At 30.6% G+C, this 20,043-nt stretch carries 21 protein-coding genes; 8 read left to right on the top strand and 13 right to left on the bottom strand.

Annotated elements, in window-relative coordinates:
* Window positions 1-105: 105 nt before the first annotated feature.
* Window positions 106-2,832: a valine--tRNA ligase gene (locus tag BVC87_RS01960; protein WP_075340670.1), complete on the bottom strand. Its 2,727-nt coding sequence runs from the start codon at window positions 2,830-2,832 to the stop codon at window positions 106-108.
* 190 nt (window positions 2,833-3,022) lie between these two features.
* Between BVC87_RS01960 and BVC87_RS01955 the strand changes: the two genes are divergently transcribed.
* Window positions 3,023-3,400, top strand: coding sequence for a DUF1573 domain-containing protein (locus tag BVC87_RS01955; RefSeq protein ID WP_075340669.1), 378 nt, complete (start codon window positions 3,023-3,025; stop codon window positions 3,398-3,400).
* A 58-nt stretch (window positions 3,401-3,458) separates the two neighbouring features.
* On the opposite strand, the gene BVC87_RS01950 is transcribed toward BVC87_RS01955, so the two are convergent.
* Window positions 3,459-4,799, bottom strand: coding sequence for an aspartyl protease family protein (locus BVC87_RS01950; protein WP_234974618.1), 1,341 nt, complete (start codon window positions 4,797-4,799; stop codon window positions 3,459-3,461).
* A gap of 180 nt (window positions 4,800-4,979) precedes the next feature.
* Between BVC87_RS01950 and BVC87_RS01945 the strand changes: the two genes are divergently transcribed.
* Window positions 4,980-6,170: a pyridoxal phosphate-dependent aminotransferase gene (locus tag BVC87_RS01945; protein ID WP_075340667.1), complete on the top strand. Its 1,191-nt coding sequence runs from the start codon at window positions 4,980-4,982 to the stop codon at window positions 6,168-6,170.
* A 1-nt stretch (window position 6,171) separates the two neighbouring features.
* Complete coding sequence (gene murB, locus BVC87_RS01940) at window positions 6,172-7,179, top strand: UDP-N-acetylmuramate dehydrogenase (RefSeq protein ID WP_075340666.1); 1,008 nt, start codon at window positions 6,172-6,174, stop codon at window positions 7,177-7,179.
* A 4-nt stretch (window positions 7,180-7,183) separates the two neighbouring features.
* Here murB and BVC87_RS01935 read toward each other — a convergent pair whose 3' ends face one another.
* The 7 genes from BVC87_RS01935 to BVC87_RS23310 all read right to left on the bottom strand — a co-directional run bounded on the left by BVC87_RS01935 (window position 7,184) and on the right by BVC87_RS23310 (window position 12,418).
* A complete protein-coding gene (locus BVC87_RS01935; protein ID WP_143569688.1) occupies window positions 7,184-7,780 on the bottom strand; it encodes a hypothetical protein in 597 nt (198 codons plus the stop codon).
* 31 nt (window positions 7,781-7,811) lie between these two features.
* Entirely contained in the window at window positions 7,812-8,738 is a 927-nt protein-coding gene (locus tag BVC87_RS01930) for a hypothetical protein (protein WP_075340664.1), read from the bottom strand.
* A gap of 68 nt (window positions 8,739-8,806) precedes the next feature.
* On the bottom strand, window positions 8,807-9,463 hold the full coding sequence (locus BVC87_RS01925) for an SCO family protein (RefSeq protein ID WP_075340663.1): 657 nt from the start codon (window positions 9,461-9,463) through the stop codon (window positions 8,807-8,809).
* Window positions 9,447-10,007 carry a toxin-antitoxin system YwqK family antitoxin gene (locus BVC87_RS01920; protein ID WP_075340662.1) on the bottom strand — a complete coding sequence of 187 codons (561 nt, stop codon included), beginning with the start codon at window positions 10,005-10,007 and terminating at the stop codon, window positions 9,447-9,449. Before BVC87_RS01920 ends, BVC87_RS01925 begins: the two co-directional genes overlap by 17 nt.
* Window positions 10,008-10,796, bottom strand: coding sequence for a YHYH protein (locus tag BVC87_RS01915; RefSeq protein ID WP_234974617.1), 789 nt, complete (start codon window positions 10,794-10,796; stop codon window positions 10,008-10,010).
* Between the two features lie 11 nt (window positions 10,797-10,807).
* On the bottom strand, window positions 10,808-12,130 hold the full coding sequence (locus tag BVC87_RS01910; RefSeq protein ID WP_075340660.1) for a sulfatase-like hydrolase/transferase: 1,323 nt from the start codon (window positions 12,128-12,130) through the stop codon (window positions 10,808-10,810).
* Between the two features lie 150 nt (window positions 12,131-12,280).
* The gene (locus tag BVC87_RS23310; protein ID WP_159439301.1) at window positions 12,281-12,418 is read right to left on the bottom strand and encodes a hypothetical protein; all 138 of its coding nucleotides are present in this window, start codon (window positions 12,416-12,418) and stop codon (window positions 12,281-12,283) included.
* A gap of 112 nt (window positions 12,419-12,530) precedes the next feature.
* On the opposite strand from BVC87_RS23310, the gene BVC87_RS01905 reads away from it, so the two are divergent.
* From BVC87_RS01905 to lipA, 5 genes are all read left to right on the top strand, one after another.
* Window positions 12,531-12,725: a membrane or secreted protein gene (locus BVC87_RS01905; RefSeq protein ID WP_075340659.1), complete on the top strand. Its 195-nt coding sequence runs from the start codon at window positions 12,531-12,533 to the stop codon at window positions 12,723-12,725.
* 15 nt (window positions 12,726-12,740) lie between these two features.
* Window positions 12,741-13,301: an RNA polymerase sigma factor gene (locus tag BVC87_RS01900; RefSeq protein ID WP_200799156.1), complete on the top strand. Its 561-nt coding sequence runs from the start codon at window positions 12,741-12,743 to the stop codon at window positions 13,299-13,301.
* Window positions 13,298-14,509, top strand: a complete 1,212-nt coding sequence (locus BVC87_RS01895; RefSeq protein WP_075340657.1) for an Nramp family divalent metal transporter — start codon at window positions 13,298-13,300, stop codon at window positions 14,507-14,509. Before BVC87_RS01900 ends, BVC87_RS01895 begins: the two co-directional genes overlap by 4 nt.
* 125 nt (window positions 14,510-14,634) lie before the next feature.
* Entirely contained in the window at window positions 14,635-15,090 is a 456-nt protein-coding gene (locus BVC87_RS01890; protein ID WP_075340656.1) for a hypothetical protein, read from the top strand.
* A gap of 45 nt (window positions 15,091-15,135) precedes the next feature.
* Window positions 15,136-16,011: a lipoyl synthase gene (lipA, locus tag BVC87_RS01885; RefSeq protein WP_075340655.1), complete on the top strand. Its 876-nt coding sequence runs from the start codon at window positions 15,136-15,138 to the stop codon at window positions 16,009-16,011.
* 229 nt (window positions 16,012-16,240) lie between these two features.
* Here lipA and BVC87_RS01880 read toward each other — a convergent pair whose 3' ends face one another.
* The 4 genes from BVC87_RS01880 to BVC87_RS01865 all read right to left on the bottom strand — a co-directional run bounded on the left by BVC87_RS01880 (window position 16,241) and on the right by BVC87_RS01865 (window position 19,925).
* Window positions 16,241-16,543 carry a hypothetical protein gene (locus BVC87_RS01880; protein WP_143569687.1) on the bottom strand — a complete coding sequence of 101 codons (303 nt, stop codon included), beginning with the start codon at window positions 16,541-16,543 and terminating at the stop codon, window positions 16,241-16,243.
* A gap of 180 nt (window positions 16,544-16,723) precedes the next feature.
* A complete protein-coding gene (locus tag BVC87_RS01875) occupies window positions 16,724-17,704 on the bottom strand; it encodes a PLP-dependent cysteine synthase family protein (RefSeq protein ID WP_075340653.1) in 981 nt (326 codons plus the stop codon).
* Between the two features lie 96 nt (window positions 17,705-17,800).
* The gene (locus tag BVC87_RS01870) at window positions 17,801-18,361 is read right to left on the bottom strand and encodes a hypothetical protein (protein WP_075340652.1); all 561 of its coding nucleotides are present in this window, start codon (window positions 18,359-18,361) and stop codon (window positions 17,801-17,803) included.
* 43 nt (window positions 18,362-18,404) lie between these two features.
* Window positions 18,405-19,925, bottom strand: a complete 1,521-nt coding sequence (locus BVC87_RS01865; protein ID WP_075340651.1) for a helicase HerA-like domain-containing protein — start codon at window positions 19,923-19,925, stop codon at window positions 18,405-18,407.
* Window positions 19,926-20,043 lie beyond the last annotated feature (118 nt).

Genomic DNA, 20,043 nt, shown 5'->3' with positions numbered 1-20,043 from the left:
TCATTTTGCAAAAAAAATATTAAATTTTCTTAAAATTTTACTAAACAATTTATAAAATGCACAAAAAAAAAGCTCAATTTCTTGAGCTTTTTCTATATCTAATTTTTATTTCAATGCCGCTAAACTGGCCTTGAGTGTTTCAATTTTTGCGAGCGCATCTGCCTCTTTTTTCTTTTCATTAGCTACTACTTGTTCTGGAGCATTATTTACGAATCTTTCATTCGATAATTTCTTTTGAACAGATTTTAAAAAGCCTTCTGTATAATTGAGTTCTTCAGTAATCTTTTTAATTTCTTCTTCCACATTAATATTATCAGCAGCAATTGGCACAAAATATTCATTTGATTTTACTCTAAATGAAGCTCCATCTACTTTTTCTTCCACATAATTTATTACAGAAGCATTAACTAACTTTTGAATTACTGCATCAAAATCTTTAGTATACTTTTCATGATTTACTACAAAAAGTTCCACTTCATCTTTAAATGCTATATTTTTCTCTTTTCTAATGGTTCTTATTCCAGAAATAATATCCGTTGCAAAATCAAATTCTGCAATTAAAATTTCATTAGCATCCTTATCTATTGAAGGGTACTTTGCAACTATCAAAGCCTCCTCTGGTTTTCTTTCTGATATAGATTGCCAAATTTCTTCTGTTACGAATGGCATGAACGGATGTAATATCTTTAAGTTATCTTCAAAAATTGAAATTACTTCATCGTATGTTTTCTTATCAATAGGTTGTTGATATGCAGGTTTAACTGCTTCTAACAACCAACCACAGAAATCGTCATAAATCAACTTGTAAATTGCCATTAAAGCATCACTCAATCTATACTTACTGTAATGATCTTCAATTTCTGTTACCACTTTTTGGAATTTAGCTTTATACCAATCTAAAGCAATTTTACTCGATTGAGGTTGTACAAACTCACTAGAAACCTCCCATAAATTAGTCAAATAAAAGGCACTCCAAATTTTATTTCCTAATCCTTTACCTTGCTGACAAAGTGGTGAAACATACATTTTTGGTAAACCTTCTTCTTCTCTAGCTAAGATTTCTTTTTTAGTTAATACTTTACCTTCTTCATCAACCTGATCAAAATCAAACATTAAATCGTTACCAGCAGCAGAACTTAATAACAACCCAACGCGTACACCATCTGCTCCGTATTCTTCTATTAACTTCAACGCGTCAGGAGAATTCCCTAAAGACTTACTCATCTTACGACGTTGTTTATCGCGTACTAAACCTGTTAAATATACATTTTCAAATGGACGAACATCTTTATACTCATAACCTGCAATAATCATACGTGCTACCCAGAAAAATAAAATATCTGGACCAGTTACCAAATCATTCGTTGGATAATAATAGTTGATTTCTTCATTTTCTGGATTACGAATTCCATCAAAAACAGACATTGGCCATAACCAAGAAGAGAACCATGTATCTAACACATCTGGATCTTGTTTTAAATCTGAAGCTTGAAGCTGAGCGTTTGAAGTCTTTTCTTTAGCTAACTCTAATGCTTCTTCTTTGGTTTGTGCTACCACAAAATCTTCCTTACCGTCTCCATAATAAAAAGCAGGAATTTGTTGTCCCCACCACAACTGACGAGAAATATTCCAATCACGGATATTTTCCATCCAGTGACGATACGTGTTTTCAAACTTTCTAGGATATAATTTCACATCCCTATCTTCACCTAACACTCCTTCAATAGCTGGTTTAACTAAATCTTCCATTTTTAAAAACCATTGATCCGATAATCTAGGTTCTATAACAGCTTTTGTTCTTTCAGATGTTCCTACTTTATTAGTGTGTTGCTCTATTTTTACTAAATACCCTTTTTCTTCAAGTTCTTTTGAGATTTCTTTACGTACAACAAAACGATCTTTACCTTCGTAATGTAATCCAAAAGAGTTTAAAGATGCATCTTCGTTAAAAATATCAATTACTTCAAGATTGTGCTTATCTCCAAGAACTTTATCATTTTCATCATGAGCAGGTGTTACTTTTAAACATCCTGTTCCAAACTCAACATCTACATAAGTATCTTCAATAATTGGAATCTCTCGATTACATAAAGGTACTATCGCTTTCTTTCCTTTTAAATGCGTAAAACGTTCATCTTCTGGATTGATACAGATAGCTGTGTCTCCTAAGATAGTTTCTGGACGCGTAGTTGCTATAGTTACTTTTTCTTCTGAACCAACAATATCATATTGTAAGTAATATAAATTTCCTTGGCGCTCTTCATATATTACCTCTTCATCAGATAACGTTGTTTTTGCTTCAGGATCCCAATTTACCATTCGGAAACCTCTGTAGATATATCCTTTATTATATAAATCCACAAAAACTTTAATAACAGCTTCGCTCATATCATCATCCATGGTAAACTTTGTTCGTTCCCAATCACATGAAGCCCCTAATTTTTTTAGTTGCTCTAAAATAATTCCCCCATAAGTATCTTTCCATTCAAACGCATGTTTTAGGAATTCTTCTCGAGTTAAATCATTTTTATTTATTCCTTGCTCTTTTAATTTCGCTACTACTTTAGCTTCTGTAGCAATAGATGCATGATCAGTTCCAGGAACCCAACAAGCGTTTTTACCTTGTAGCCGAGCACGACGGATTAAAACATCTTGTATAGTATTGTTTAACATATGCCCCATGTGTAAGACTCCTGTGACGTTTGGTGGAGGAATTACAATGGTATACGGTTCTCTTTCATCTACTTCTGAATGAAAATAATTGTTTTTCATCCAGTAATCGTACCACTTACTTTCTATTTCGCTGGCGTTGTATTTAGATGGAATTTTCATGTTTTTTCTATTACTATAAAATGTTTTACAAATGATCAAAAATGAAGTTTGGCATCATTTTTGGAATATGGTTGACAAAAATACAACTATCTACGACGTATATAAAATTAGGAGTTGATTTTTTATAACTTAAAAATTTATATTAGATTTGTAACATAGGAATTAAATCCCTAAACAATTAGTAAACATTATGAAAACAATTTTATCAATTATCGCAATTTGTTTTTTAGCTTTAAATGTAAATGCTCAAGAATTCAAATTTGAAAAGGACGTAATTAACTACGGAAAAATCACTCAAGGTTCTGAAGGAAAGAGAGTTTTTGAATTCACAAACGTTGGTGATGCACCATTAATCATTAAAGATATTAAGTCTACTTGTGGTTGTACAGTACCAAGTAAACCTGAAAAACCAATTATGCCAGGTGAAAAAGGTCAGATAGAAGTATCTTATGATACTAAAAGATTAGGTGGTTTCTCTAAAGCGATTACAGTATATTCTAACGCTAAAGAAGAGAGAAAAATGCTAAAAATTAAAGGATATATTACTAAAGAAGGAGCTGAGAAGTAATAGCATTCTATACAATATAAACTAAAAGTCCTAAATTATTAGGACTTTTTTTTATGGCTTAAATTCTTTGCTCTAGCTTAAATTTAAATTTTCGAATCATTCCATCTCTAACTACTTCTATGGAGATATTCTTTCCTGGCTTATAACTAAACATACCATTTATTTCATCTAAAGTGTAGTCATGTGAAGGTTTCCCATTAATTCTTTTGATGATGTCACCTTTTTCAATGCCAACTTTAAAACCAGGTGAGTTTAAAATTACATCTTCTACTTTAAACGAAGGCTTAAAAGAATACAGGTAACTGGTTATAAAAGAGATAAAATTATTTGTCCTATTCTCTGTGCTTAATCCATATGAATCAATTTCTGCACCGTCTTTTACTTCTCTGACCAATTTTTGCCCATCATACACCACAATAAGTCCACTCATATTATAATAAAAACCCTCTTTTAGAGAACCTGTTTTCTTAAAAATAGCTTTTCTGTTTGAGTAATCTAACCAGACTTTAAATCGCTTTAAGATGTTCCCTCCTATACTCCCATTTCTAGTTTTAAATTTCCTAGCATTCACTGTTGCTAAGGTATCTAAAAAAGAAACGGTTGGCTTTTCTATAGTATACTTACCTAGTTTAATTTCAGGAATTTTACTTCTATTCCCATACACCGTTCCACTTATTCCCATCCCTAAAATATCTTTAAAATGCTTCTTAGGGGTTTTAATAACTTTATGTGTTCCTTCAAACAACCAAAGTGCATCGCTTCCTCCTGAGTCAATCAGTAATTTTGTTTTTATTTTTTCGTTGGAAACAGTATCTAACTGAGCATAAGCTTCAATGTAGGGTTTTCTTCTGTAGAATTCTAAATCAAACTCCTCACATTTCCTGCATTTTTTTAACTTATATTTTTGGGGATTGTAGAAAGTTAATTCTTTATTTCTGTAATCAATTTTTATAATGACATCGTTTAATAGATCAAATCCAATAATTCCATGAATAGTAATTCCCATTCTATGGGACATATTAAAAGTATCATCTAAAATTACATATAAATCTTCATTATTATTAATCAGATTATTGACTTTAAAACGATTATTCTTAGATAACAATGCATCTACAGGTTGCCCACTTCCTAAACCTGTTAATTGAATCTTTTTTATATTCTTTAGTGCTAAACTATCCGTTTTCGTTAAATTAAATAAGATCGTTTTGTTAACTCCTGTATCTAAAATAAAAGACAGTTCTTTACCATTTATTTCTAATGGTATTACAATTAAATTATTGATTAGTTTAAATTTCAGTTTTTGTCTTACATCATTTTTTCCATAGAACTGAAACTTACCTTGAGCACTAAGAATGTTAAAAAAAATAAACGATATTATAAATAGTATTCCTTTTTTCACCCCTATACATTTTGTATTCCACTACTCAAGATACAATCTAAAACTATATTTTAGTAGATTTTAAGATACTTTTAACCATTTTCTTTAGACGAATTGCTGTTTTTTTTCGGGCAAAACAATAGTAATTTTCAAATATATTTTTGCAACTTTGCGCCCTAAAACAACTAAAAATTAAAACGTATGCCTTCAATTTCTAGTAAAGGAAATGCAATGCCGCAATCACCAATTCGTAAATTGGTTCCATTTGCTGAAAATGCTAAGAAAAAAGGGACAAAAGTATACCATTTAAATATTGGACAACCTGATATTAAAACTCCACAAGTAGCTTTAGATGCTGTAAAAAATAATGCTATAGAAGTATTATCATACGCAAGATCTGAAGGTTCGGAAACGTACAGAACTAAACTTTCTGATTATTATAAAAAAAATAATATTGAAGTTAGTGCTAATGATATAGTGGCAACTACAGGTGGTTCTGAAGCATTGCTATTCACTATTGGTAGTATTACAGATCCAGGCGATGAAATTATAATTCCTGAACCTTTTTATGCAAATTACAACGGTTTTTCAACTGCATCTGGTGTAAAAGTAGTTCCTGTAATTTCTTCTATTGATGACAACTTTGCTTTACCTAAAATAGAAGAGTTTGAGAAATTGATTACTCCAAAAACAAAAGCTATTTTGATCTGTAACCCTGGAAATCCTACAGGATATTTATATAGTGAAGAAGAAATAAATAAATTAAAAGATATTGTTTTAAAACACGATTTATTTCTAATTGCAGATGAAGTATATAGAGAGTTTACTTATGATGGGGCTACACACCATTCTGTATTGAAGTTAGCAGGACTTGAACAAAATGCTATAGTTATAGATTCTGTATCTAAACGTTACAGCATGTGTGGTGCTAGAATAGGTTGTATTGTTTCTAGAAACCAAGAATTTATTCAAACTACAATAAAATTTGCACAAGCTAGATTAAGCCCACCTACTTATGCTTTATTGGCTAGTGAAGCGGCATTAGATACCCCACAAAGTTATTTTGATGATGTTATTGAAGAATATGAAGAGCGAAGAAATACTTTAATTTCTGAACTAGAGAAAATAGAAGGAGTAAAAGTAGCTAAGCCAAAAGGTGCTTTTTATTGTATTGCTGAATTGCCTGTTGAAAGTTCTGAAGATTTTGCTCAATGGATTTTAGAAAGCTTCAATCATAATAATGAAACTGTTATGGTAGCTCCTGCAGGTGGTTTTTACTCAACTAAAGGAGAAGGTAAAAATCAAGTAAGAATAGCTTATGTATTAAACAAAGAAGATTTAATACGTTGTGTTGAAATTTTAAAAGCTGCTTTAGAAGCGTACAATAGTTAATTTGAATATTCAAAAAAACATATCACTAAAAAAATATAATACGTTTGGTATTGATGTAAATGCCAAACGTTTTATTGCTATTGACTCTTTATATGCCTTAAAAGAGTTGCTACAAAAAGAAAAAGAGTTGTTTTTAATCAGTGGAGGAAGTAATATGTTACTTACTCAAGATATTGAAAAACTTGTTGTACATCTTAACCTAAAAGGAATTTCAATAGATCAGGAAAACGAAAATAATGTTTACCTTACGGTAAATGCTGGTGAAAATTGGCATGATTTCGTATTATGGTGTATTGATCAAAATTTTGGAGGAATAGAAAACCTTTCCTTAATTCCTGGTAATGTAGGTACATGTCCTATTCAAAACATTGGTGCTTATGGGGTTGAAGTCAAAGATGTCATTACAAAAGTAGAAGCACTTGAAATTGAATCTGGAAAATTAGTTTCTTTTTCTAATGAAGATTGTTATTTTGGATATCGTGATTCTATTTTTAAACGTCATGCAAAAGGTAAATATATTCTAACTAGTGTTAGTTTTAAGCTAACCAAAGGAAAACATCAACTCAATACTTCATACGGTGCTATAGAAAAGGAATTAGCTTCTAACGAAATTACTAAGCCTTCTATAAAAGACGTTTCTGATGCTGTAATTGCTATACGTCAATCTAAATTACCTGATCCTAAAGAAATTGGAAATAGTGGTAGTTTTTTTAAGAATCCTGTGATTTCTAAAGTTCATTTTAACGATTTACAAAAGAAATTTCCTACTATACCTAGTTATCCCGTTTCTGAAAATGAAATTAAAGTTCCCGCAGGTTGGTTAATTGAGCAAAGTGGTTTTAAGGGAAAACGATTTGGCGAATATGGTGTGCATGAAAAGCAAGCTTTGGTTTTAGTAAACTACGGTAATGCTTCAGGGGAAGATATTTACAAACTAGCTCAAAAAATTCAACAAACTATTAAAGAGAATTTTGATATTAATTTAGAGATTGAAGTAAACGTGATTTAATGATTTACTTGCTTCTATTTATTTTTCCTGATGACTTTATGGCTATTTGATAAGTATTGTTCTCTATCTTTTTAAAATCACTTTTATTTCCTTTTTCTATCAAAGTCGCATGCGTTGATTTCTCTTTAATAAGGATTTTACCAGCACTAATTGTTATATCAAGTTCACTTTTATGATAATCATTGCTTCCTAGGTTTGTATCGTGGCAAAAACAACCTAACTCTGTAGTATCGATTAAATCACCTTCGTAAGTCAAAGTAACTAAATTTATAAAATAATGATTTATCCCAAACGCTCCTGGAGAGTAGTTTTTTGTGTAGATAAATCCTAAATAATTCTTATCATAGTATACATATCCGTAGTAATAACTACAACCTCTCTCTTTTACCTCTTCTTCATCTAAATTAAAAAATTGTTGTAAAAATTTAGACTTAATTTCCTCACCTGCATTAGATTTAGAAAAAACAAAAGGCCGGGTAATTGTTTCAAAATTCTCTATATATTTCTTTAATGAATCATTTTTAATCGCACTCAAATTGTTTTGACTGAATATATAACTACTAAAGAGGATATTTAGAATACAGAATATTAGTCTTTTCATTTTTCTAAATAAGGATTATAATCACATAAATTCATTTGGCTAATTCGAAGGTAGTTCCATTGAAAAAAAACGTACAATAACATTCTTTTTTTATTATTTCTCCATTCACGTTAGTATTAATTCTTTTTTCATTACTGACACATGCGCAATTGGGGGTAAGATCATCAGTAACATAATTAACCTCTATTTTCTTTTCTTCAGTATCATAAGAGATATCTGTATCTAAACCTCTTGACTCAATAGCATAGTAAAAATCTGTCTCAAATTTACCTTCTTTAAAACAAACTAATTGAATGTGGTTGTAAAAACAAAATGAACATTGTTGTGTTTGTCCTGTTAGTAGATATTTAACACCTTCATCTGTTTGCAAAACTTCAATTTCTTCATATCCATGTTCTCTAAAAACTGAGAAAGCATCTGGTAACTTACAGTAACTATTTAAATGTTGTAATTCTTCAATATCGTAAAAATCACTAGAATCAATATCTTTAAAATACATCCATGAAATTCTACTTCTGAATGTACCACCGTTTTTCCCATCTAAAGAAAAATTATAGAGTTTATTGTCTACTGATTTTACTATAGTCAATGCATAATGGAACAATTTTGTTATATCTTGGTTTTTAGAAACTTCATGATTTACAACTTCGTTTATTTTTCCTACAATTTTACCTTGTAAAAAATCAATTAAATCTGAATTCAAAATGGAATCTTTAATCAATTCTCCATATGAATCTTTACTATGATTCAATTCTTTTTTAACATCTGTACTTAATCTTAGTTCTTGTATCAGATGAAAATCAGTATCAAATTCACTTGGCAAAGAAGGAGATAATCTCTCATATAAGCTTAAATATTCATTAGCTTGATTTACTAGCTTCTTAAATGATATACTGTCTTGACTATAGGAAATAGATACTTTAACTAAAAGAAGAAAAATTAGTGTTGACTTTTTCATAAAAAGCTAGTTTAATACTGTAAATGTAAACATTCTCTTATAAATCAAGAATTAAGACATTTTTACTACTAAACTTCCTTTTTCAACAACTCTATATGACGAATCAATCGTTTAATTTCTAATTCAATAGTTCCATTATACACCCCTCGTATTCTTCCTTTTTTATCTATTAAAATAAAGTTTTCAGTATGTATAAAAGCATCTTCATCTTGGGTTTTCACAAAATCTTCATCAGCAAAATAAGAGGTACGAGCTAAATCATAAATTTGATTTTTATCTCCTGTTACCAAATTCCATTTTCCTGATATAATTTCATTATCAATAGCATATTGTTTTAAAACAGGAATTGAGTCTTTAACAGGCATTACAGTATGAGACAATAATAAAATATCATTATCATTTTTATAATGCTCCTGAAGTGTACTCATATTTTTTTCAAGAACTGGACAAATCCCTGGGCAACTTACAAAGAAAAAATCTGCTACATAAATTTTACCCTTATAGCTTTCATTTGTTACTTTTTCTCCCTCTTGATTTGTTAAACTAAAATCTGCAATAGTGTGTATTTTCGAATATTTATCTGAATCTTTAGGAATCCATTCAGGTGTAAAAATAGCCGAATTAAAAAAAGGAAGTGTAGTCTCTTTATTTACTTTATTTTGTGTACAACTCCCTAATAAGAATACAAGAAGTAGTGTTCTTAAAAAATTAGTTAAAGTCCTCATTTATTGTATTTACTGTGTAACATTTCTTCAATCCAATCAAGCCATACCGTTCACCTTTTTTCGTTACAAAATTGGCTCTGATTTTACCATCTGATCTCCATAATTGTTGAGTTCCATCTTCTTTTCCATTTTTAAAATGAAATGCTTTCATCTTTTGCTTATTTTGATACCATTCCTTCACTTCTCCATTATACTCACCTTCATCGTTAAAATGATATTCAAAACGTTTATTTCCATTTTTCCACCATCCCCTATGGATTCCAGATTTATATCCCTTTGTATAAAAGCGTTGCTCAATAAGCACCTCTGTATTAAAATATTTCACCTCTTCTCCGTGTTTTTTTCCTTTTACATACACTGAAGTGGTTTTACTATTACTTATATCATGTGTTTTAATTAGTGTACCTGTAAATAATTCATTTTTATAGAATAAATCTCCATTCACTAACTTAAAAACTGAGGTGTCATACAATAACACCCCATGATCTTCTTGCTTTTTACTACATGAGATTAATACAATAAGAGATAACAATACGAATCTCATTTATCGAGAAATATTACCTGGCGTACCAAAAAAGCCATTTCCATTAATGTAAGGAGCCTCAGAAGTAATATGATAGTGATAAATTCCATTTGGAAAATCATCTGTTACACCTTCATGACCATGATATTCATCTAAATCTTCATTAGTAACAGGGCCACCATTTTCCTCAGGTCCATAAACAGGGAAACCATCTGCTAATAGCCCTAGAAATCCTGACTTTCCTAAAGTATTGGTTAAAAAAGTAGGCTCAATATGATAATGATATCTTCCTCCTCCGTCTGGATGTCCTAAATACTGATCAAAAGAATTAATCTCACTTGTCAAAGGTTGATTATCTGGGCCAGCATATTGATTATAAAAAACAACGCCATTTACTGACACTCCCATAGCTCCTAAAGATGTTGCTTCTTTGTTAGTTGCTTCTTCTGGATTTAAAGGAATTGTGAATGTAAAATTCTGAGTTTCTATCATATTAGGATTTATTCTCCAGTCTGGATTATCTCCATTATACGCTTCATACATAGGATGACTTTGATCCCAATAAGGACTTCCATGATTTGGTAAGTCATCTGTGGTTATTTCTACAACATTTCCCCTTATCGCATAAGATAAACCTGGTACATTATCAAATTTAGATAATATAGGCGTTATATCATATGTTTGTGGATCACTATTATCTTGCTGATCATCGTTACTTTGTTGATCATCATTCCCGTTATTAACAGTATCATCATCTGATGAGCACGCAATACTTAAAGCTAGTAGACTGTAAACTAAAAATTTATTCATATTTCTCATAATTAATTCTTTAAATTGATAATTGCTTGTTTTAAAATATTAAGTTGAGATTCATTGGTTGAGCTTAGTGGTAATTGGTTATCTTGCAAAAGGTTGGCTGTCTCAAAAGCATCATTAGACATATCAAATAATGCTTCAGTACCGTCTGCAAAAAGTATGTACTTATGTGTTGCATTACGAATAGTAACATCATCTAATCCTGTATCACTTCCTACTTCTGTATATGCATATTCTCGTACAGGACTTGAGGATGAATTTTGAAGTAAACTTTCAAAGCTATTACTATCGTTAATTGAATTTACACTTACACCTGCTAGAGTTGCTATGGTAGAAAATAAATCTGTAGTATTTAGTAATGCTTCTTCGGTAGCTCCAAATCGTGTCACATTTTTTCCTGAAATGATCATAGGTACATTTATTCCTCCTTGATAAACTGTTCCTTTAACTCTTCTATTTCTATATTCTTGAGCTACTTGATTTGGGGTTCCATTATCTCCCACGAAAACAATAATAGTATTATCTCTTTGCTCTTGTGACATAGAATTTAATAATCGTCCAATTTCAGAATCCATAGCTTCTAGCATTGCCATATAATACGGTATTGGATTAGCATTTATACTTGCTTCATCTGTAGGTAAACTTCCTTGTGAATGTAATTCTGTTGGTGGTAAATGAAATGGTGTATGAGGAGCATTGTAAGCTAACCACAAAAACCAAGGTGAATCTTGATCTTTCACCCAATCTATGGCTAAATCTGTGAATTTAGTTGTGGTATATTCTGTTGAATTATTTTGTATTCCATTCTCTGTTAAAGTCCAATCCCAATAAGAAGTTACAGCGCCATTCAGTAAACCTGCATAATAATCTACTCCTAATTGATTTGGATGGCTAGCGTCTCTAGACAAATGCCATTTTCCAATAACCGCATTTTTATAACCAGTTCCATTATCTTTTAAATATTGTTGAATTGAAGTTTCTGTAGTTGATAATTCATCATCTACTTTCTTTACTCCTGTTCTAAATCCATACTTTCCTGTTAAAATACTTGATCTTGTTGGAGTACATGTTGGATACGACCACAAGTTTTCAAATTTAACACCATTTGATACCATACTTTCAAGATTTGACATCTTTGGTTTTATACTCCCGATATTATATCCGGGCGTAGCATCTAAACCCATATCATCTGCTATAATTAGTAATATATTAGGCTTAGTAGATTGTGGTACCTCTTCTGACGGAGTATTTGTAGTATCAACACTATCTTTACTACATGATGTAAGTATAATAGCGATCGCTATCATTGGGGAAAATAGAAATCTCATAAATATAAAATTTATAACTTAGACTTTCGGAGAATAGAAAGGTTTAATATTTTATTCAAAAAAGTACAAAAAAAAAATGCAACTAACTATAATTCAGCTGCATTTATTATGATTAATCAGGGACAATGAAAATATATTTGCAAGAAAAAACTAACGATTCATTCTATTTTTTCTTGATCTACTTTCTACTTTAATATAATTAGGTTTCAATTCTCTGTTATATTCTTCAGTTATAAAACCTATTAATTTATCTAGACTTTTGAATATTGTAGTAGTTATTTCTTTCATCTTAAGTGGATTTTACTGTTTAATTACACTATTGTGACACTGCTTTTTTTAAAAAGTCACAATTGTTTTAAAAAATTAGTTTTCATTATCTTTGTAGCGTTAAATTTTTTTTATGAAATTAGTATTAGTAACAATTGGATTATTAGCTTTTGCTTTTGCTGGAATAGCAATAAAAATTTGGGCTAAAAAAGATGGAGAATTTGCAGGTACTTGCGCTAGCCAAAACCCAATGCTAAATAAATCGGGAGAAGCTTGTGGTTTCTGTGGAAAAACTCCAGATCAATTCGATACATGTAACGAACATTAATAAAAAATTTCTTCCATAAAAAAAGATATCCTATTACATATAGAACAAGCCAAAGAAGGTAATCAACCTTCTTTTAATTATTTATTAGACACTTTTTGGTCTAGTGTTTATGGATATCAATTGAAAAATACTGGTAATGAAAATGATGCGGAAGATATTACCATAAGAACATTTGCTAAAGCTTTTACTAAAATACACTCATTTAATGAAGAGTATCAGTTTAATACTTGGTTAATAGCAATATCTAAAAATGTATATCAGGATTTACTTCGAAAACGAAAATCTTCTATTGAATTAAAATCTACTGAAGAAGAAAAGGAAAAGATGTATGGTATTATAGATGATGCTCCTTCTCCTGAAGATAAAATTATTACCGAACAAAACTTAGCAAAGCTTCTTAGAGATATAAAAAAACTTAAATCTAAGTACCAAGAAGTAATTCATCTTCGTTTCTTTCAAGAATTGAGTTATAAGGAAATTGCTGAACAAATCAATGAACCTGTAACCAACGTTAAAGTTAAACTCTTAAGAGCAAAAAAATTGCTAGCTGAAATTATAAAAGATAGTGATTCATGAAAAAATCTTTACTCCATAACTTAGGACCAGGATTATTATTTGCCGGAGCTGCCATAGGGGTTTCACATTTAGTACAGTCAACCAGAGCTGGTGCTGATTATGGTTTTGGATTACTTTGGGCTATTTTAGTAGTACACTTATTCAAATATCCTTTTTTTCGATTTGGCCCTCAATATGCTTCTGCTACTGGTGAAAGCTTACTTGATGGATATCATAAATTAGGTAAAGGTTATTTGTATCTTTATTTTGTAGTTAACTTAATTAACATGTTTACCATACAAGCTGCGGTAACCATGGTAACTGCTGGGTTAGCTGTTCAGTTATTTGGTTTTACGGATAATTTAATCCTATGGTCATATATTCTATTAGTATTTTGCCTTTTGATTTTAATCTTAGGAAAATATAAATTCTTAGATAAATTTATCAAGTATATTATTCTTTTTCTAACCATAAGTACTTTATTAGCGGTATCTATGGCTATTTTTAAAAATGAAGCCTCTTTTTCTTTTCAACAAATACTTCCCAAAAATAGTGTAGAAATCACCTTTCTTATTGCATTTTTAGGATGGATGCCTGCGCCTTTAGACATTTCTATTTGGCATTCATTATGGTCTATTGAAAAAAGAAAAGATGGAGAAGTTTCTGTAAAAAAATCCATCTTCGATTTTAATGTAGGTTATATAGGAACTTTATGCTTAGGTATATGCTTTATTACACTTGGGGCTCTCGTTATGTTCACATCAGGTGAAACTTTCTCTCCTAGTGGAGGAAAGTTTGCTACCCAGCTTATAGATTTGTATACCAAAAATCTCGGAAGTTATGCTAAAGTAATTATTGGTATAGCTGCTTTTACAACCATGCTGAGTACTACCATTACCACTTTAGATGCTTCTCCAAGAGCTATGGAAAGAAGTGCTACATTATTTAATATTCCTAGATTCAATTATTGGGTTTGGATTCTATTCCTAGGCATAGGTACTTGTATTATACTCACTTTTTTTAGAAGTAACATGCTTACTTTAGTTAAAATAGCCACAATATTCTCCTTTTTAACGGCACCTATTTTCGCTTTTCTAAATTATAAATTGATTACGAGTAAACATACACCAAAACAATTTCAACCATCAATAAGTTTGAAAATATTAAGTGGCTTAGGTTTTATTTTCTTACTTGCTTTTAGTTTTTGGTATATTTTAAACACAATTTAAAGTACTAAAAATCATTAATTTAAAAAATAAACGTTAAAAAAAAGCAAAAAAAAGCGGAAAAAAATTAAATTTGCACGCTTTTTGGTTAGTTCTATTCAATCAAAAAGACCCCAATATTATATAGAATGCAAAATAAAAAAACAACATTCAAATTACTTTTAGCTGTAACATGCTTTTTTTTCTCGCTACAACAATCATTCGCTCAAGTAGATAAACTTAAAAATGCACTTTCAGACACCAGTATTAAAATGATTGGTAAGCTCCAAGAAGAGGGCAATAGGTTTAGATATGATTTTCATGACATCTATAGCGATGATTCTATTGCCAAGGATCTACAAGCCGCAGGTTATCATGGTGGTGGACCTTCATGGTTAGGTATTATTTATGGTGCCTTTCAAGCTTGTGAAAATAACCTTATAGAATCTTTTGAAATGAAAGTAGAAGTTACTGGAGTTACCTTTTGGGCTAGTAATAAAGATGATTTAGAAAAGATCGGAAGATTGGTTAATGTTATTAAATCTGATGATACTGCACTTCAATTAGCTATTGATAAAGCTACAGAACTCGATATTATGCAATAAAACAAACATTTCTTCGTAAATTTGTATTTCAAATTTATATAGAAAATGTCAGAAAGTTTAGCTACACCTCCTACTCAAGAAAGAGTAAAGAAACCAAAATGGTTACGTGTTAAATTACCTGTTGGAAAAAAATACACAGAGCTTAGAGGCTTAGTAGATAAATATAAGTTAAATACCATTTGTACTAGTGGTAGTTGTCCTAACATGGGAGAATGTTGGGGTGAAGGAACTGCTACTTTTATGATTTTAGGTAATATTTGTACTAGATCTTGCGGTTTTTGTGGTGTAAAAACAGGTAGGCCAGAAACTGTTGAATGGGATGAACCTGAAAAAGTAGCGCGCTCTATTAAGATTATGCAAATAAAACATGCTGTAATCACTTCTGTAGATCGTGATGATTTAAAAGACGGTGGTTCTATAATTTGGGCAGAAACAGTGCAGGCTATTAGAAGAACAAACCCAAATACTACACTAGAAACATTAATTCCAGATTTTCAAGGAAACACAAAATTAATAGATCGTATTATTGAAGTGCACCCTGAAGTTATTTCTCACAATATGGAAACTGTAAGAAGATTGACTCGTGAAGTTAGGATTCAAGCAAAATATGACAGAAGCTTAGGTGTATTACAATACTTAAAAGAAAATGGAATGCGTACTAAATCTGGTATTATGTTAGGTTTAGGAGAGACAGAAGATGAGGTAATACAAACTATGACTGATTTGAGAAATGTTGGCTTAGATGTTATTACTATAGGTCAATATTTACAACCTACTAAAAAACATTTACCGGTAAAACAATTCATCACACCAGATCAATTCAAAAAATACGAAGAGATAGGTAAAGAAATGGGATTCATGTATGTAGAAAGTGGAGCCTTAGTAAGATCATCATATAAAGCACACAAACACGCAAGCTAATATTAAATTGTAGATTTCTTAACAAGTACATTTTTTGATGTTAAAAAATTGTAAACTATACAATAAAAGCTTTTATGTACGGTTATAATTAATAATTTTGGCATAAATATTGAAAACACATTGTTAGAAACAGTGTTTTCATTGTGTAAATTATTTGAATTAGTTGATTAACAAAAGCCACCTTAGTAAGGTGGCTTTTGAATTTTATAATATTAAGAACTCTTAATCACTATTTTTTAATTAAGATATACTTATGTACTTCATCCCAAACTTCTTTTCTCCAATGTAAACTTATGAACTGCGATGACATTTTCTCTGTTTTATTAGGTATATGATTCTCTTTTGAAGAGAAATAAATAAACTTCTGCCCTAACAAACTAAACTTGTCATAATTTTCAGGCTTTTCAATTGTGAGAAAATACTTGTTAAGTCTATATACTTCTATAGTTTTTATCTCACTCCATTTCATAGAATAGCTTTTAAATATTGACTTATAATGAACACCTTTAGCATCAATCGTTATTTTAGTCATAAAACCAATGATATACAGTAGTATTAGAAAAAATGATACTATGCCTATAAGGTAAAGAAGATCATGTTTTTCTGTGAGAACATAATTCGTTATTAAACCAATATCCAATACAACAAAAAGTCCCCAAAACAAAAATATATGGGGACTTTTAAAATTATTTTTCGAGTATGTCATTCCAGATTATTCTATATATCCTTTTTCACGCATCCAATCGTCATTAAACATCTTACCTACATATCTACTTCCGTGATCATGAAATAACACTACCACAACATCATCTTTAGTAAAATGTTCTTTTAATTGTAGCACTCCTTTCATTGCAGCTCCTGCAGAGTTTCCTAAAAACATCCCTTCTTTTTTAGCTAATAACTGAGTGTATACGGCAGCATCTTTATCTGTTACCTTAGTGAACCCATCTATAATGTCAAAATTTACGTTTTTAGGTAAAATATCTTCTCCTATTCCTTCTGTTACATATGGATAAATTTCATTCTCATCAAAAATACCTGTTTCATGATATTTTTTAAATACAGATCCATACGTATCAATTCCCCAAACTTTTACATCTGGATTTTGTTCTTTCAAATACTTACCAACTCCTGAAATTGTTCCTCCTGTACCTACTCCAACAATAAAATGAGTAATTTTTCCTTTAGTTTGTTCCCAAATCTCAGGTCCAGTACTTTCGTAATGACCTATGGCATTACTTGGATTATCATATTGATTTACATACCACGCATTTTCAGTTTCTTCAGCCATCCTTTTTGATACTGAATAGTAACTTCTAGGATCATCTGGTTCAACATTTGTTGGACAAACTACTACCTCAGCTCCTACTGCTTTTAATATGTCAATCTTTTCTTTACTTTGCTTATCAGCCATCACAAAAATACACTTGTACCCCTTCACTATAGCAGCTAAAGCTAACCCCATTCCAGTATTACCAGAGGTACCTTCTATTATGGTTCCACCAGGTTTTAATCTTCCGTCTGCCTCAGCATCTTCTACCATTTTTAAAGCCATACGATCTTTAACTGAATTTCCCGGGTTAAATGTTTCATATTTGGCTAAAACTAAACATGGTAATTCCTCTGCTAATGCATTAATCTTTATCAAAGGTGTGTTACCAATAGTTTCAAGTATATTCTTTGCGTATTCCATGTTGATTTGTTTGTTTCGGTCTGCAAATATAAGTTTAATAATTACGAATAAATTAACTGCAATAAAAAATCCCGGTAACGGGATTTTAATTTTTTATTAATTGAACCAAACAATAAAGGATTTCATTTTGGCTAAATCTGGAATTTGCTCAATACTTACTTTTTTCATATTGAATTCTTTTAAACCTAACTCTTCTTTATCGATGGCTATAGTTGCGTTTAAATCATCTATAAATATCGTTGCAGAACTAAATGAAGTTTCTATTTTACTTATAGCATTATTGGTATTAATATCTCTAAAAGAAGAATGAATGTTTAATCCATTGTCTGTTTTAAATCGTTCATCAAAAATTTCAATACTTTTAATTGTTGAAGTAGAATCTAACTGCTCTCTTGGTACTACAGTCAATAAATGTTTCCCTCCTTTTTCAAAAATTTGATATTCATCATCGTCTTGAAAATAATAATTTCCTTTAGCTCCTTCACTTAAAATCTTTACGATAGAGTCTTTAGCAAAGATTTTATCTAAATCTTGCATTGTCGTTTCTTTAGTGATTTGTCCTACTTTTCCTTTTGCTATAGTAAATTTATCATCACTACACTGCACACATAATACAGCAACACAAACAATTAATACAATTTTGAATAGTTTTCTCATTTAAATCAGTTTCTATTATAACGTTTACTTATCTCTTTTTAGTTTAAATCACCTTCTTTAAAATTCCAAATACAGCACGAATAAAAGTAGCACTTGTCAATACTTTCACTATTGGATTTTGACGTGTACTTGTTCTAGAACTAGAAGCTCTTCTTCTACTTAATTTTTCTTGTTCTTTTTTTCTATCATCTTCTGTCTTTTTCTTGTTAATTTTTTCGATTTTTTCTCCTAATAACTCATATGCGCTTTCTCTATCTACAGTTTCATTATATTTTCTTACCAGCTTAGAGTTTCCTATAACTTCTTGAATTTCTCGTTCCGTTAACACATCCATTCTACTCATTGGTGCTCTCAACATAGTTCTGGCTAATGGAGTTGGAATACCTTTTTCATTAAGTACGGTAACAAAAGCTTCTCCTATACCTAATTGCGTTAGTACCTCACTAGTATTATAATATTCAGAATCTGGATAATTTTCAGCCGCTAATTTTAAAGCTTTTCTATCTTTTGCAGTAAAAGCACGTAAGGCGTGTTGCACTTTCATTCCTAATTGTGCTAAAACATCTTCTGGCACATCTTTAGGATTTTGTGTAACAAAATATAGTCCTATTCCTTTAGAACGAATCAATTTTACAATACTCTCAATTTGACTTAGTAGTGCTTTAGACGCCTCGTCAAACACTAAATGAGCTTCATCTATAAAAATAATTAACTCAGGTCTTCCACTGTCTCCTTGCTCAGGAAAAGTCTCATATACCTCTGCTAACAATTGCAACATAAATGTAGAAAACAGTTTCGGTTTATCTTGTATATCTGTTAAACGTAATACAGAAATAACCCCTCTTCCTTCTTCATCTACTCGAGTTAAATCATCTACTTCAAAAGATTTTTCTCCAAAAAACAATTCTCCTCCTTGTTGCTCTAACTCAACTATCTTTCTCAAAATAGCACCTGTACTTGATGAAGAAATTCTTCCATATTCTGCAGCAATTTCTGCTTTTCCTTCAGCCGTAATAAACTGAAGCATTTTTTTAAAGTCTTTTAAATCTAATAATGGTAACTGATTATCATCACAATATTTAAAAATAATTGCTACAATTCCAGATTGCGTTTCAGTTAAGTCTAAAATTCTAGATAATAAAACAGGGCCAAATTCTGACACTGTCGCACGTAAACGTACACCATCTTGTTCAGAAATAGAAAGTATTTCTACAGGAAATCGTTTTGCGTCAAAAGGAATTCCAATTTTCTCATGGCGCTCATCTATCTTAGGATGCCCTGCGCTTGGTTGTGCTAATCCACTCAAATCTCCTTTTACATCCATCAATACTACAGGAATTCCTTTCTCAGACATATTTTCTGCTAATACCTGAAGTGTTTTTGTTTTTCCTGTACCTGTTGCTCCTGCAATTAAACCATGTCTATTTAGTGTTTTTAAAGGAATATTTACCAATGCATTTGTTACAGTTTCTTCCCCTAACATTCCTGCTCCTAAGGTTAAAAAATCTCCTTTGCATGCATAGCCATCATTAATATAATTGAAGAACGCTTCCGTTTGACTCATGGTACTCTATTTTTTGATAAAAATACTATTAAAATCAGCATTTCAAAATAGAGAGCAAAATTATTTTAATGCTGATTTTATAGCTTTTAGTTAAATTTGTTATTCAACTAAATATTCA

This window comes from Tenacibaculum agarivorans, assembly GCF_001936575.1.
Classification (GTDB): domain Bacteria; phylum Bacteroidota; class Bacteroidia; order Flavobacteriales; family Flavobacteriaceae; genus Polaribacter; species Polaribacter agarivorans.
The sequence above is the reverse complement of the archived record's forward strand: the minus strand, read 5'-3'. Positions and strand labels throughout refer to the sequence as shown.